The 15737-nt window shown below is 51.2% G+C and carries 12 protein-coding genes and 1 pseudogene; all 13 read right to left on the bottom strand.

What is annotated here, in order from left to right:
- Position 1 precedes the first annotated feature (1 nt).
- The 13 genes and pseudogenes from kdpC to IPG80_RS11495 all read right to left on the bottom strand — a co-directional run bounded on the left by kdpC (position 2) and on the right by IPG80_RS11495 (position 15463).
- Positions 2–565, bottom strand: coding sequence for a potassium-transporting ATPase subunit KdpC (kdpC, locus tag IPG80_RS11435; protein ID WP_345106679.1), 564 nt, complete (start codon positions 563–565; stop codon positions 2–4).
- Positions 562–732, bottom strand: a complete 171-nt coding sequence (locus IPG80_RS11440; protein WP_345106682.1) for a hypothetical protein — start codon at positions 730–732, stop codon at positions 562–564. The genes kdpC and IPG80_RS11440 overlap by 4 nt, the downstream gene beginning before the upstream one ends.
- Positions 733–842: 110 nt before the next feature.
- Positions 843–2969, bottom strand: a complete 2127-nt coding sequence (kdpB, locus tag IPG80_RS11445) for a potassium-transporting ATPase subunit KdpB (protein ID WP_345106684.1) — start codon at positions 2967–2969, stop codon at positions 843–845.
- A gap of 58 nt (positions 2970–3027) precedes the next feature.
- Positions 3028–4744: pseudogene (gene kdpA, locus IPG80_RS11450) on the bottom strand (potassium-transporting ATPase subunit KdpA).
- Positions 4741–4833, bottom strand: a complete 93-nt coding sequence (gene kdpF / locus IPG80_RS11455) for a K(+)-transporting ATPase subunit F (RefSeq protein WP_345106689.1) — start codon at positions 4831–4833, stop codon at positions 4741–4743. The pseudogene kdpA and the gene kdpF overlap by 4 nt, the downstream one beginning before the upstream one ends.
- Positions 4834–5041: 208 nt before the next feature.
- The gene (locus IPG80_RS11460) at positions 5042–6607 is read right to left on the bottom strand and encodes a sensor domain-containing diguanylate cyclase (RefSeq protein ID WP_345106692.1); all 1566 of its coding nucleotides are present in this window, start codon (positions 6605–6607) and stop codon (positions 5042–5044) included.
- Position 6608: 1 nt separating this feature from the next.
- Complete coding sequence (locus IPG80_RS11465; RefSeq protein ID WP_345106694.1) at positions 6609–7382, bottom strand: RNA methyltransferase; 774 nt, start codon at positions 7380–7382, stop codon at positions 6609–6611.
- Between the two features lie 10 nt (positions 7383–7392).
- Positions 7393–8382 carry an ABC transporter ATP-binding protein gene (locus IPG80_RS11470; RefSeq protein ID WP_345106696.1) on the bottom strand — a complete coding sequence of 330 codons (990 nt, stop codon included), beginning with the start codon at positions 8380–8382 and terminating at the stop codon, positions 7393–7395.
- Complete coding sequence (locus IPG80_RS11475; RefSeq protein WP_345106698.1) at positions 8379–10304, bottom strand: dipeptide/oligopeptide/nickel ABC transporter permease/ATP-binding protein; 1926 nt, start codon at positions 10302–10304, stop codon at positions 8379–8381. The genes IPG80_RS11470 and IPG80_RS11475 overlap by 4 nt, the downstream gene beginning before the upstream one ends.
- Before the next feature lie 4 nt (positions 10305–10308).
- Positions 10309–11337, bottom strand: coding sequence for an ABC transporter permease (locus IPG80_RS11480; protein WP_345106700.1), 1029 nt, complete (start codon positions 11335–11337; stop codon positions 10309–10311).
- Between the two features lie 59 nt (positions 11338–11396).
- Entirely contained in the window at positions 11397–13040 is a 1644-nt protein-coding gene (locus IPG80_RS11485; protein WP_345106702.1) for an ABC transporter substrate-binding protein, read from the bottom strand.
- Positions 13041–13288: 248 nt separating this feature from the next.
- Complete coding sequence (locus IPG80_RS11490; protein ID WP_345106704.1) at positions 13289–14023, bottom strand: NBR1-Ig-like domain-containing protein; 735 nt, start codon at positions 14021–14023, stop codon at positions 13289–13291.
- A gap of 12 nt (positions 14024–14035) precedes the next feature.
- On the bottom strand, positions 14036–15463 hold the full coding sequence (locus IPG80_RS11495) for a trimethylamine methyltransferase family protein (protein WP_345106706.1): 1428 nt from the start codon (positions 15461–15463) through the stop codon (positions 14036–14038).
- Between the last annotated feature and the right edge of the window lie 274 nt (positions 15464–15737).

Below are 15737 nucleotides of genomic sequence, written 5' to 3' on the forward strand. Positions count from 1 at the left end.
ATTATTGTATCCCATCCAACGCAAGATTCAAGAACAGGACATTGACTCGCGGCTCGCCGAAAATTCCAAACTGACGCCCTTCGGTATATTTCTTGATCAAGGATGTAACTTCCGCCTCACTCAACCCGCGAGCGGATGCCACACGAGAGACCTGATACAGCGCCGCAGCCATGCTAATGTGCGGGTCAAGTCCGCTGGCAGAGGCGGTGACCAAGTCCACGGGGATGGGAAGCGAGTTGTTCGGGTCTGCGGACTGGAGCGCATCCATTCGCGCTTGGACGACTTCTTCCAGTGACGGATTCATCGGTCCCAAGTTGGAGCCGGACGAAGCGGCAGCGTTATACCCAGCCGCAGAAGGACGACCCCAGAAATATTTCGGGTCATCGAATTGCTGACCGATGAGCTCCGAGCCATAGGCTTTGCCGTCCATGACGATGAGACTTCCATTTGCTTGCTGCGGAAAGAGAACTTGGGCAAGTCCCGTTACAGTGAGCGGATAGATCACACCCGTAATAACCGTGAGTAATGCCAGCAACGTGATAGCTGGGCGAAGTTGTGCTTTCATGAAAAGACTCCAGAAGCGAGCAGTAACGCCCACACAATGGTGAACATGAAAAGCCATGGGCGCATAGTGACGGGGATATTAAACGTATTCGGCGCGACACTGGCAGCCGCAAGCCCAGCCGTGGAAAGAATGCCAATAAGTTTGGAAAGGGAAAGTTTTGTTTTCATTTTGTACTCCGTATCTCGTCGTTGCGAGGGCGGTGTTCTTCCGCCTGAAGCAATCCCATGATTAAGTCTGAGATTGCTTCGTCGGGGAGAGCGCCCTCCTCGCAATGACATCACACTAAATGTAAAGCCACCAACAACATATCAATGACCTTGATCCCAATGAACGGCACGAGCAAACCGCCGAGACCGTAGATCAAAAGATTGTCGCGTAAGAGTTGTGCTGCACCAACAGCACGATAGGGCACGCCGCGCAACGCCAGCGGAATCAACGCGATGATGATGAGCGCATTGAAGATCACCGCCGACATAATCGCGCTTTCGGGGGTGGCAAGGCGCATGATGTTGAGCGCATTCAATTGCGGGTATGTGCTAGCAAATGCAGCAGGGATAATTGCAAAGTATTTACTCACGTCGTTGGCAAGGCTGAAGGTAGTCAATGCACCACGAGTCATCAGCAGTTGTTTGCCGATCTCCACGATCTCAATTAACTTGGTCGGGTTGCTGTCCAAGTCCACCATGTTGGCGGCTTCACGCGCGGGTTGAGTACCTGTGTTCATCGCCACGGCAACGTCGGCTTGGGCAAGGGCGGGCGCGTCATTCGTGCCATCGCCTGTCATCGCAACCAAGCGTCCGCCCGTTTGATATTCACGGATGAGTTTGAGTTTGGCTTCGGGCGTGGCTTGTGCCAGAAAATCATCCACGCCTGCTTCGGCGGCGATCGCGGCAGCCGTGAGCGGATTGTCGCCAGTGATCATCACGGTCTTGATGCCCATCTTGCGCAGTTGCGCAAAGCGTTCCTTCATGCCGCCTTTGACGATGTCCTTCAAGTGGATGACTCCCAGCGCTTTGTTGTCGCGAGTCACCACCAGCGGAGTCCCCCCGGCTCGGGCAATGGAATCAACTGTCGGCTTGAGATTTGAGGCGACGCCGTTTCCGTTGGATTGGATCAATCCGATCATCGTGTCTGGCGCGCCTTTACGGATTTGCACCCCCCTCGTTCCCCCCAAATAGGACGAAAGATCGTCGTCCGATTTGGGGGGATGTAAGGGGGGTAAATCCACTCCGCTCATACGCGTTTGCGCGGTGAACGGGATGAAGTGCATACCATCCACGGTGTGACCGCGCAAACCAAATTTTTCTTTGGCAAGCACCACGATGGAACGACCTTCGGGAGTTTCATCGGCAAGGGATGCGAGTTGGGCAGCTTCGGCGAGTTCGTTTGCGTTGGCGCCATTGACGGGGATGAACTCGACCGCCTGACGATTGCCGAGCGTGATGGTGCCCGTTTTGTCGAGCAGCAGCACATCCACATCGCCCGCCGCTTCCACGGCGCGACCCGACATGGCGATGACGTTGCGCTGGATCATTCTGTCCATGCCCGCGATACCGATGGCAGAAAGCAAACCGCCGATGGTGGTGGGGATGAGACAGACGAGCAGCGCGATGAGCACGGTGATGGTGATGGGCGTGCCGCTTCCACTGGCTTCGACGCTGTAAATTGAATACGGCAGCAGCGTGGTAACTACTACAAGAAAGATGATGGTGAAGCCTGCCAGCAAAATATTGAGCGCGATCTCGTTCGGCGTCTTCTGACGCTTCGCGCCTTCGACCATGCTGATCATGCGGTCGAGAAATCCCTGCCCGGGGTCGGCGCTGACACGGATGATGAGCCAGTCAGAAAGGAGTCGCGTGCCGCCAGTGACAGCGGAACGGTCACCGCCCGCCTCACGCACCACCGGAGCGGATTCGCCCGTCACGGCGCTTTCATCCACCGAAGCGATTCCAACGACGATCTCGCCATCGGCGGGGAGAATATCTCTCGCTACAACAAGATATAAGTCGTCTTTTCGCAATGTCGTTGAAGAAACGATTTCATGTTCAACATTTGAGCTTTCAAACTTCTCAATTTTTGCACTAACTTTTTTTGCAGGTGTATCTTGCCTTGCTTTACGTAATGACTCGGCTTGGGCTTTGCCGCGTCCTTCGGCAACCGCTTCAGAAAAGTTGGCGAATAAGACCGTGAACCACAGCCAAAGCGCAATCGCGCCAATGAAACCAGCGGGCGCTTCACCTTTGCCGACGAGAGATTGAATCCACAACAAGGTGGTGAGTACGCTGCCCACTTCCACCACGAACATGACAGGATTACGTACCATCCAGCGCGGGTTAAGTTTGATAAAGGATTCCAGCACAGCGCGTTGGTACATTTCGCGGCGGGCGGTTTTTTTAGTAGTCATTTTATATATCCTTCGGGTAAATGGTGATTAGTAATTGGTAATTACCATTTACTAATCACTAATTACCAAACACCATCAAGTGTTCTACGATTGGTCCCAACGCCAACACGGGCAGGAAACTCAACGCGCCGACGATGATGATGACGCCGATGACCCAGACAATGAAAAGCGGGGTGTGCGTGGGCAAGGTCCCAGCGCTGGCAGGAACTTTCTTCTTGTTCGCCAGTGAGCCTGCAATCGCCAGAACAGGAATCGCCAGCCAATAACGCGCGATGAACATGGCGATACCGAGTGCGATGTTATAGAAAAGCGTGTTCGCACCCAGCCCTGCAAATGCCGAGCCGTTGTTATTCCCAGCCGATGAGAATGCATACAGCACTTCACTGAACCCATGCGCAGACGGGTTGAAGATCGTCGCACGCCCTGACTCGGTCATCAATGCCACAGCTGTGCCAAGTAAAACAACCATGACAGGGATGAGAATGATGATGGATGCCATCTTCATTTCGTAAGCTTCGATCTTTTTGCCGAGGTATTCGGGCGTGCGTCCCACCATCAAGCCAGAGACGAAGACCGCGATGATGACGAATGCCAACATGCCGTACAAACCTGAGCCTACGCCGCCGTAGATAATCTCGCCGAGTTGCATGAGCCACATCGGGACGAGTCCGCCCAGCGGCATGAAGGAGTCGTGCATGGCGTTGACCGAGCCGTTCGAGGCGGCGGTCGTCACGGTTGCCCACAGCACGGAATTCACGATCCCAAAGCGGACTTCCTTGCCTTCCATGTTTCCGCCTGGGTTGGTCGCAGACTGGGTCTGGTCAATGCCAAGTTTTGCGAACATGGGGTTTCCGCCTTGCTCTGCCCAAATCGCCACACTGAGCAGGGCAACCAGCACAATCGTCATCACTGCCAGCAACGCCCAACCCTGACGGGTATCTCCGACCATCTTGCCGTAGGTGTAACAAAGCGCGGCAGGAATTAAGAGAATGGACAACATCTCCAAAAAGTTTGAGAACGGAGTTGGGTTTTCCAACGGATGCGCCGAGTTGGCATTGAAGAATCCGCCGCCGTTGGTGCCAAGCTGCTTGATCGCGACTTGCGAAGCAGCAGGTCCTACAGCGATGAGTTGAGACTCGCCTGTCTGAAGAGATGTGACGGATTTGTATTCACTAAAAGTTTGCACTACACCCTGCGAAACCAAAGCCAATGCCAACACGAGAGAAAGCGGAATCAGGATGTAAATAACCGAACGCGTCATATCCACCCAGAAATTGCCGATCTCTTTGGTGGTGTGCCTGATGATGCCGCGAATCAATGCAACCATCACCGCCATACCCGTCGCAGCAGAGACAAAGTTTTGCACGGTCATGCCAAGCATTTGGGTGAGATAACTCATCGTCGTTTCGCCGCCGTAGCCCTGCCAGTTGGTGTTGCTGGCAAAACTCACCGCCGTATTCCACGCGGAATCGGGCGAGACTGCGCCGAGTCCCTGCGGGTTGAGGGGCAGAGTCCCTTGCAGGCGTTGAAGCAGATAGACGGCGATCAAGCCGGAGATGTTGAAGACCAACATGGCAATGGCGTATGTCTTCCACGTCATCTCGGAACGCGGGTCAATGCCTGAGAGGCGATAAAGGAATCGTTCAACGGGACCCAGGACCGGGTCCAGAAAGAGGCGCTCACCCTTGATAGACTTTCGCCATGTACGAGCCGAGCGGCTTCGTCAAGAGGAGTAAAGTCCCGAAGTAAAAAATCAATTGAAGCCAGGTGTTCATCCGAACCACTCCGGTTTTACCAAAGCCAGAACGAGATAAAGCAAAAGTCCCATCGCCACGATTCCAGTAATCCAATAAAGTGGATTCATGACTTGTCCTCCCGCAACCCATCGAGTGCATAGAGCAGCCCAAGGGAAAGCAAAAAGAACAGAACGGTTAATCCAAGAAACAAAAGGTCGTTCATGCGTGCCTCCATATGGAAGCAGTGTATTCAGTTGTAGGTCAATTTGGGGTTAAGGAGTGCTTTGAGTGAGTCAAGAAATCATCAAGAGGTTTTTAGGTGGATATTTGATGCAATTAATCTTTATTCCAGATTTGGACCTGATTTCGCCCAGAATTTTTGGAAAGGTACATGGCTTTATCGGCACGGTCGAGCAATACATCAAGAGATTTGCAAGTATGATCAAATTCTGTAACGCCAACGCTGACAGTGATCACAGGCGCATCTAGAGATGGCAAATCACTCTGATCGGAAAACCTGGCGATCTGGATCGCTGACCGCAGTCGGGACGCTACTTCGACCGCATCTGTGATCCGTGTGTTGGGAAGGGCGACTGCAAATTCCTCGCCGCCCATTCTTGCAAAGATATCATCTTGGCGAAGGGATGTTTTGCAGGTCTGCGTCGCAAGTACTAATACGGCGTCTCCCATTTTATGCCCATGCCGATCATTAAACCATTTAAAGTCATCCACATCCAGCATAATAATGGATAAGGGGATCTGCGTCTGCTGAGCTTTGATAAATTCGTGCTCGGTAAGCTCGAAGAAACGGCGGCGATTCAAAATGCCCGTCAGTTCATCGGTGTTGGCAAGACGGTGTATCGAGTCAAATAGACGGGCATTTTCAATGGCGATCGCCGCATGAGAGGCAAGCACTTCAAGCAGATATAGATCTTCCTGGGCATACGCATTGGGCTGGTAGGATTGCGCCGAGACCATGCCGTAGATCTCGCCATGTAAGATCATGGGAACCGCCAGGATCGATTCGGTTGGGTCCTCTTCAAAGGAACTAAAGTCTTCGAATTGAATGTTGCTTCCATCTATTTCTTTTTTAGTATGGAACAATAGCGGCTTTTTTGTGCGTACGATCTCACCCGCCAGTCCATGGTCGGCAATGTAGCGATTTGCATATACCCTGCGGTTCGGATGTTCAACTGCAAAGATGGGAATGATCTCGTTGCTTTTTCCATCATACCCATCGATCACAAAGTCATTACAGGGCATTATCCGTGAAACGGTCTCGTGAACTACCTGACAGACTCGCTCCATTTCAAGGCTGGCATTGATCTCATTTACCGCCGTATGCAAAACCTTTAGCCTTTCTACGAACTCTCCAAGGGCTTCCTGCGCCCAAATGCGTTCCAAGGCACCCGCACAATGGCTGGCAAGGTCTTTTAATAGGCTTAGCTGCTCGCTTTTGTAAAAATTAACTTCATAGCTTTGAATGGAAAGCACTCCAATGGTCCGTTTTCCACTGACGACCGGAACAAACATTTGCGAAAGCGTGCGTTTCCGGCGGTCGCCAAAAGAGAAAGCCGCGGGAATCTCAAATGGTCCGTCATATAACGACATGAATTCACCCTGCTTGATCGCCTTAAGCATATTTTCGCTGGGCTTATCCGGCATGGCATTGGTTTGCTCAACATGCTCATTATTGATGGTGTCGATGGTAAGTAATGGACGCGGCACCCCGCCAATTTCGGGATCGTATAATATGAGATAAGCAGCGTCCCAGCCGATCAGCGTGTTCGCGGCATTTAAGATAATCTGCGCGGCTGCGCTTGCCTCGGTGGTAGATGCCAGGTCACGACCCAATGTGGCAAAGACGTCCATTGCGGTTTGGCGTGACTTTGATTGATTCATCTCATTTTGTCCTTTGCCGTATGGCTTCGTAGGTCATCAGGGCGGTGGCAATCGAAACATTCAGCGAGTTCACCCTGCCTGCCATGGGAATTTTTACCCGCAGGTCGGCATTATCCATCCAGAAGTCTGTCAGACCTTTATCTTCGGTGCCGACGGCGATCGCAAGCGGACCTTGCATATCGACACCAGTAAACAATGCGTCTGCGGAAGGTGTAGCGGCAAGTACACGCATCTTTCTAGACTTGAGCCACTCCAGCGCTTCAGGGGAGCGCACCTCGAAAACAGGTACGGCAAAGACAGCTCCACGGCTGGCACGGATCACATTTGGGTTCCAGACATCCACGCGAGGGTCACAAACAAGGACAGCATCTACATGGGCGGCATCGGCGGTTCGCAGGATCGCACCAAGATTTCCCGGCTTTTCCACTGATTCTGCGACAAGTACGAGGGGAGTTTCTGAAAGTTTTAAGTCGTTGAGGCTTGGAGATGGCATGGGGAAAATTCCCAGCCAGCCATCCGGGTTATCACGATAGGATATCTTTTCAAAGACTGCTCGGCTAACCGTCAGAGCTTCAGTGTCTGGAACGTTCAAGGTCTGGCTGACAAGCTCGGGCGCAGAAAGAAGCGTGTCTGGTTTAAATCCACAATTTAGGGCGAGGGTTAATTCATCGTAACCTTCAACCAGGATCAAGCCATCTTTTTGTCTTTGCTTCTTATCCTCCCTGAGTTTGACAAGGTGTTTTACACGCGGGTTTTGTAAACTGGTGATATCCATTTCATCTATTTTACTTGCTCCCTGCAACCAGCAGGCATGCAGCTTGGTGGGTTTTGGTGAGCGTTGTCATGGGTGGGTCGCTGAGTTTGCAGGTGTCGAATGCGGCAGGGCAGCGCGGGTGAAACCGGCACCCGGAGGGGACGTTGATAGGGTTCGGAGTTTCGCCCTGAAGGATAATACGCTCATGGCGCAGGCGCGGGTTGGGTACGGGGATGACAGAAAGCAGCGCTTTGGTATAGGGATGCTGCGGCTTTTCAAGGACATCGAGCATGGTGCCGACTTCGACGATGCGCCCAAGGTACATGACCGCAACCCGGTCTGCAAAGAAACCCACGGAACCCAGGTCATGCGTAATGAATATGACTGCGATCTGCCGCGAAATACGAAGGTCGGCGAGAAGGTTGATCACTTCGGCTCGAATGGATACATCCAACATGGAGACGGGTTCGTCCGCAATAATGATCTCCGGTTCGAGTACCAACGCCGCCGCTATGACCACACGCTGACGCTGCCCTCCCGAAAGTTCGTGCGGATAACGCCCAAGGTACACTTCGGCGGGTTTCAACCCGGCATCTTCCATGGCTTTCTTAACACGTTCTTCCCGCTCTCCAATACCATGTACCAATAGCGGTTCTGTGACGATCTCTGCAATGGTTTGTGTTGGGTTGAGAGACTCGTAAGGATCTTGAAAGACCATCTGGATCTTACGGCGCAGCCCTTTCCGTTGCGTATCGTTGAGATGGGTAATGTCCTGGTCTTCAAATGTGACCGTCCCAGCGGTGGGGTCTTCCAGACCCATCAGCAATAAACCCAGGGTTGATTTCCCGCACCCACTTTCGCCCACCAGCGCAATGACCTCACTGCGGCGCAGGGTTAGGTTCACATCATCCACAGCATGAATTTGGCGGGTTTCTCGCGAGAAAAGAGTTGAGTTGCCTGCTTCAAAATATTTTTTCAGCCCGCGAATTTCGAGAAAATTTTCGGCATTTGGATTATTCATTTTGAAACCTCAACGAGGTGGCAGCCCACAATATGCCCGCTTTGCACAACATGCAGTGCAGGCTCTTCCGTATGACAGCGATCAAAAGCCGCTGGGCAGCGTGGTGCAAAGCGGCAGCCCGCAGGCAGATTATCTAAACGCGGTGGATAACCGGGAATGGATGAAAGCTTCTTTTTCGGTTTTGTCAGGTCTGGGAATGCCTTGAGCAGTTCCTGTGTGTACGGATGCTGGGGAGCGTTATAGATTACGTCCACTTCGGCGTATTCGGCGGTCACGCCGCCGTACATCACCATTACCTTATCGCATAACTCTGCGACCACACCCAGGTCGTGAGTTACAAAAATGACAGCCAGCCCAAGTCGTTTACGCAGGGTATCCAACAATTCCAATATTTGCGCCTGGATCATTACATCCAGTGCCGTTGTAGGTTCATCGGCAATGATGACCTTCGGGTTGCATGCCAGCGCCATTGCGATCATGGCACGTTGGCGCATTCCGCCCGAGTATTGATGTGGAAAGTGGTCCTTGTGGTCCTTTGCGATCCCAACCAATTCCAATAATTCAGAGACGCGCTCTTGTAATTTATCTTTTGCAAAGGCAGGGTCATGTTTTGTGATGGCTTCTGCGATCTGGTCACCAACCGTCCGCACCGGGTTGAGCGCATTCATTGCACCCTGAAAGACGATCGAAATTTCGCTCCAACGGACCCGGTTGATCTCTTCTTCACTCATGCCAACAAGATCGTTTCCGTTATAAAACACATGCCCATTGACGATCTGTCCTGCAGCGGGGAGAAGCTTCAACAGTGCTAACATCAAGGTTGTCTTGCCGCAGCCGCTCTCACCAACCAAACCGATCAACTCGCCTTGTTTCAACGAAAAACTGACATGCTCAACTGCGCGTGCCGGCGCCTTGCCTTCATTAATATAGTGAATGGATAAGTCTCTGACCTCAAGCACTACATCATTTGGAATGGGCTGCGCCCCCGCCTCTTTTTGGAGTGCAGGTCTACCTGGCACTAAGTGATGAGTTTCCAGCCGCGGGTTAAGTACCTGCTCCAACCCCTGTCCAAGCAACGTCAACGAGAGCACCACCCACACGATCCCAAAACCGGGAACGACCAACGCCCACCATGCTCCAATCGACATTGCGCCGCGCCCAAAAGCGAAGTTCAACATCTGTCCCCATGAAGGTGCAGAGGGATCGCCCAAACCAATAAAGGCAAGTGTGCTTTCATTCAAGATCGCAAGGGAAATAGCAAGGACCGCCTGCACAACCAGGATCGGCAGCACCAGGGGCAGGATGTGCCTGCGCAAAATATGCGCCCGGCTGGCACCAATGGCGCGCGCACGCAGAACAAACTTGCGAGATTTCACCGCCAGTGTTTGTGAGCGCACCACACGTGCGGTTGTCGTCCAACCGAGAATGCCGATAACGAAAATAATATTCCAAAGCGAAGGTTTTGTCAGCGCTACGATCACCACCGTCAACGGCAGGTCTGGGATGACGAGCATAATATCCGTCAGGCGCATGAGGAAGTTTTCCCAACGCCCGCCAAAGAAGCCCGCCACAAGACCGAAAACGCCGCCGATCACAATGGAAATGAACGCCGCGAAAAAGCCCACGGTCAATGAAACGCGTGCGCCAAAGACAAAATTTGTAAAAACATCCTGCCCGGCATCATCTGTCCCAAAAATATGGGCGGCACTGGGCGGCTGATAAATATCGGAAATCGTCACATCCACAGATGTGCCTTGTTCGTACGGTGCAATGATGGGAGCAAAAACAGCCGTACATATGGCAATGAAAAGCATCCAAAAACCAACCAAACCGGTGCGGCTCTTTTTGAATGCTGTCCAAAACGAACGCAGTCCGGAAGCAGGTTTGGTAGAAGTTGAAGGAACTTGTAATGCAGTCTGCATCTGGTTATTCCACCTTTACCCGCGGATCGAGATATGAATATGTAAGGTCTGCCAATAGATTCGCTAGAATGACCGTGACGGCGATAAGAAGAAAAGCTCCCTGAAGTACAGGGAAATCACGCCGGATCACTGCTTCGTAGATGGCGCTCCCCAAGCCCGGCCAAGAAAAGACCGACTCGATCTGGATCACACCTGCCACGGTAAAACCAAGGTTGATGGCGATAACAGTTACCAGCGGAAGCATGGCATTCTTTAGGGCATGGTCACGCAGGATCTGGAGGGTGCTTAATCCTTTTGCACGCGCCGTCAGAATGTAATCTTCAGAAAGTACATCCAGCAGGCTGGAGCGCATGATCAGTGTGTATTCCCCCATATAAACAATGGTATATGTCAATGTGGGCAGCAACATGTGTCTGGCAATATCGCCCCATTGCTGTAATAACGGATAGGAGCTCATGCCCGGGGTTGCCTTCCCTGCAACCGGCAGACCAATGGCACTACCCCAAAAAAGCAGCAGAATCGCCAGCCAGAACGTTGGCAAACTCCATGCCACCAAACTGATACTAACCGCAGCATAATCCACCTTTGTGCGCGCCTTCCATGCGGCAAAGATGCCAAATGCAACGCCAAGGAGAATGGAAAGGATCTGCCCGGCTCCGATCAGAAGGATCGTATTCCATAACCGCTCACCAAGGATATCCACCACTGGACGATTGGTGTGGTAACTGAAGCCAAGTTCCCCTTGCAATAGATTCCGGGCATAAATGAAGAACTGCGTCTCCATGGGGTTAATAAAGCAATTCCCCAGCTTGATCGGATTTAAAGTTTCAAAGCAATTTATGATCGGCTTATCCAACCCGAAGCGGACGCGCAAAATTTCGATTGCTTCCTTGTTTAAGCGCGGATCACGGATGCCCGCCCGTGCTGGGTCTCCAGGCAGTACCCGAAATAGAAAAAAATTCAGGATGATTACAAAAAATATGGTGAAAACAGACCAGGCTATTTTACGGAGTACAGCGCGGGTGCGATCCAAGGGGCACTCTCTTTGGGCGCCGACCCGCGAAAGGTCGGCGCCCATATTCTAAAAGTTGTTTACTTTGTAACCGGCTCGATCAGGACGAGGGAGGTTACATCTGCAAGCTCCACCTTGGACTGGTCAGTTACCCAGCCGGTAAAACGATCCTTGCGATACGCCTGAACACTTGCAGTATAGAATGGAATGACATACACAACATCGTCATGGACGATCTTTTGCATTTCCCAAACGATCTCTTTGCGCGCGTCGAAGTTGAGTTCCAATTGTTGTTTTGCGTAAAGATCATCGTATGCCGGGTTCGAGTAGCCGGTTTCGCTGGAGCCGCTCGAGATACCATCCGATGCGTACACGTAAAGCAGGGAACTTGGGTCCGGGTCTGATGCCCAGCCCCAGATCATGATGTCAAAATCAAATGCGGGGCAGCATTGGGCGGTTAACGCGTCCGGGTCCACTGCCTGTGGTTCAAGGCTGATGCCGATCTCACTCCACATCTCAGCAAGCAGTTCAGACATGCGCGGTGCAACGATACTGTCGCTGGGCCAGTTCAAGCGGAAGGTCAAAGGGCGAGAGCCGTCGGGCATATCGCGAATGCCGTCCCCGTCTACATCGAGATACCCCGCATCGTCGAGGATCGAATTCGCTTTGGCGACATCAAAACCGTAATCAACGAGCGAGTCGTTATACCAAACGCCCAAACCGTCAGGGATCAAGGTCAGACCAGGAGTGCCAAGCCCAAGCAAAATCACATCAATGAGCTTTTGTTTGTCTGTGGCATGCGACATCGCAAGGCGGACATTTCTATCACGCAGCGCCGGGTGCCCTGTACACAGCCCGCCCGCGTCGGTCGGACAATTTTCGGGGTCGATCTGGTTAAAGATGATATCGGTGATGCTTGGAGCCAACGGAGCCCCGACCACTAACTCAATGTTCTCATCGGATTTCAGTGACTCTGCAGCAGTGTTGGGCATTTCGGTGATCATATCCACCTGCCCGGTCTTTATCGCCTGGACGAGCGCATCTTGATTTTCAAAGGTTTGGAAAATGACCTCATCCACTTTTGGAGGGGTTAAGAAATGTTCCTTATTAGCTGTCAGGCGCACGAATTCATTTGCAACATACTCGGTCATTTTAAATGGACCAGAACCGATCATTTCAACATTATCGAATTCGATCTTGTCTACATTTTCCCAGACATGTTTGGGAAGAATGTAGAGGAAAACCAACTGGCTTTCAATGTTGGGAATGGCTTCTGTAAGGGTTAATACCACTTCGTTGTTTGGTGTCGCCTCGATCTTGCTGAAGTAGGCTGTGTAATAGCCGTTCAGATAAGGATATTCGGGCGTATCCTTATACAGGTTATACGTCCAGGCAACATCTTCCGCGGTAAGGGGCTGTCCGTCGTGCCAATTGATACCATCACGGATCTTGAAGGTCCACACTGTCCCATCTTCTGAAACAACCGCGCTTTCAGCAAGACTCAACGTGAAGGTGCCATCCAAATTCAGATCGTACATTGAATCGTACACAAGCTCAAACACTGTATACGCCTCAGCTAAGATCGCGATCCCTGGGTTGAGCGTATCAGGACTGCCAGCCCATCCAACTCGCACCACAGCAGGCTGCGAAGCTCCCCCGCCGCTACATGCAGATATAAATAATGCAATCAGGGTGAAAAGTAAATATATCTTTTTTTGTTTCATAAAATCATCCTCCATTGGCAATGTGGGTTATACACAAACAAAAATGCGCCATGGCAGAATTTGCGGCATGGCGCATTGAGTTTATCATCTTCGAGGTACGAGACACAGAATAAGCAAACATCGTTACCTGAGTGATTTTACTTTGTTTAATTGTATAGTGAAAGTTTAACTTTAATAGATGGGGCTTAAGGATTTACTGGCTATGCGCATTTTTCGTATACAGGCTTTCTTCAGGCATGCAAAAAACTTTAGTCTTCTACTTTAAAGTAATACGCTACCGGACAAAACTTTCTTTTACCAACCAATAAATTGAAAAAGGTCTGGTACTCACCCGGAGCTTTGGGAGCAATGAACGATGCTGTTACCCTTATTTCGCCACCGGAGGGTACGCTTTTGAAAAAGTCTTGGATCTTGGTTCCTTCATGACGGAACCCGCTTTGATAAATAAAATCGACGCCCTGAAACGGCCACGTCTTTGTACCGCTATTAAACAATGTCCACTCTACTGTGAATGGTGTTTTGGGTTTAAAAATCGTATGACGCGGCGGCTTCAAGCCGTACCAAACACAAGACCATTCTTTCCCGGACATTTTTCTTGGGTCTTCATCTTTCTTCTTTGTCTCTGTTTTGCCTTCTTCACCCTCGTCGCCGCCCGAGGCTTTTTCGCCCGGGGTTTCAAGTGTGCCAATAGTTGGTGGAACCGTGAAGGTTGGGATCGGGGTCAATGTTGGCAGCGCAAAGAGAAAGGTTGGCGTATAGGTTGGTGTCAGAGATGGAGTTCGCGTTGGCAATGGAGTATATGTGGCAGTTGGCAGCTTCAAAGCGGTCTGAGTTTGCGCCACTGCGGCGGTTAGAGCGATGGTAGTCCCAAGCGCATTGGGATCAAAACTTGGCAAAGGCTCCACTTGCGGCGCAGGCATACCGGGCACAACACAAGCAAACATGACAAGAAGCAGGGTAACTTGAAATAAATATTTACGCACATGAACTCCTATTTAAAGTATATCGTGAAATCTTTGCTTAATGAACTCCTCCCCTTTTGCAATGAACTCAGCATACTCGTCCAAAACAGGTGCAGACGCCATGAGATCCTGCGTTTTTTGGCGCAAGACCTGGCGCGCAGGCGGCTGACCGGCGTCCATCCACTTTTCCATGCTATAGCGCGGATAGACACCACTGACGTAATAGCCAGTTTTGTAGTTCTTCAACGTGGACGGCTGATTCAAGAAACTTTTGCCGGGACCCACCTTGAAAATCTCATCTACAGCTGAATTCGCATCATCTAATTGGAAGCCGTTATGGATGCGCAATGCCTGATCAATGATCTCATGACAATGAACAAAGGTCGTTGGCGAGATGGATTTCGAGCCAAGAGAATCTCCAATGAACGGAGCCAGGTGTCCGTTAGAGAGAAGAAGCGCAAGGGTGTTCATCCAGTAGGTATCTGCGGCGATCAAATCCATGCCCCAGCCGGTGCCGCTGCCAGATGTGGAACAATGCGGAATGCCGTAGAACTTCATCATCTCGGAACAGGCAACGCTGATGAGGATACTTTGCGGGTCATAGAAGTTGAGCATGGTGCGCATGTCAAAGTAAACGGGCAACATGCCCAGTAAAATTTGCGCGCCTTTCTTAATGGTCTGGCTGATGACCAAACCAGCGAGGAGTTCTGCCATGAGCAATGTGAGCGTACCCGCCGGGGTGAGCGGCGTGGACGCACCCGCCATGCTGTAATTGGAGAAGATGATGGGGAGTCCACGCTCAATGGCGACCTTCATCTTATCGACCGTGCCCGCGTTCATTACAAGCGGACTGACCGGGTTGAAATACGGGATCACATAAGGCTTATCGCCAACTTCCCTGCCGTTCAAATGCTCGAACATATCCAGCACATCCGGGAAACGATTCTCATCTGAGACGAGCAGAACGAGGGGCTTGGTGGTATTGGAAATATGCTCCAACGAACCATACATATCGCCCAATTCTTCCTTCACATCGCGAACAATGCCCACGGTTGAGATCACGTCGTAATGTTTCAAGCTTGAGCCGAGTCTCACTAAGTCACGAAAGTTTTCACGTTTGAAAATATCAAGAGTCTCATCGACAGGATTTTGATAAAACAGCGCCGTCACCCCCACCCCAAAGCGCAGACGGTCTTCGCCCAATTTCAATTTCGGCTCGCCGCGGCGGTCATATACGTCGATCGTCTTGGGTGCAGACTTGATCGCCTCTTCCACAACGGCTGGCGGGAATTTGATGATACGGTCCTGGGATTTCAACCCTAATTTCCACTCGAGCATCTGCAAGATCTCTGGCGAGTCGACGCGCACGCCGGTTTCGCTCAACACTCGCAAAACATTTTTATGGGCTTCCTGCACTTGTTCTTCGTTCATCAATTTCAATTGCGGGCGGACGTTGTTCATAAATGATCTCCTGTGGTTAATTGTAATTGAGGAAGGGCAAATGAGAAAAGAAGAAAGACCTACGTAGCCATATTGAACGCTTTGCACAAAAAAATTAAAGCAAAGACGCAGAGGCGCAAAGAAAAAACATTAAGCTCGTATTTCGTCGGAGACCCTCGCTATTCCGGCGGGCTCAATGCACCTCTCCCCCTCACCCGCTGGGAGAGAGGGAAGTTTATTTGGGACGAAGAATGTTTTGTAAACTAAGTAGTTATATTATGCCTATGCGCATTTA

This window comes from Candidatus Villigracilis vicinus (assembly GCF_016702885.1).
Lineage (GTDB): Bacteria > Chloroflexota > Anaerolineae > Anaerolineales > Villigracilaceae > Villigracilis > Villigracilis vicinus.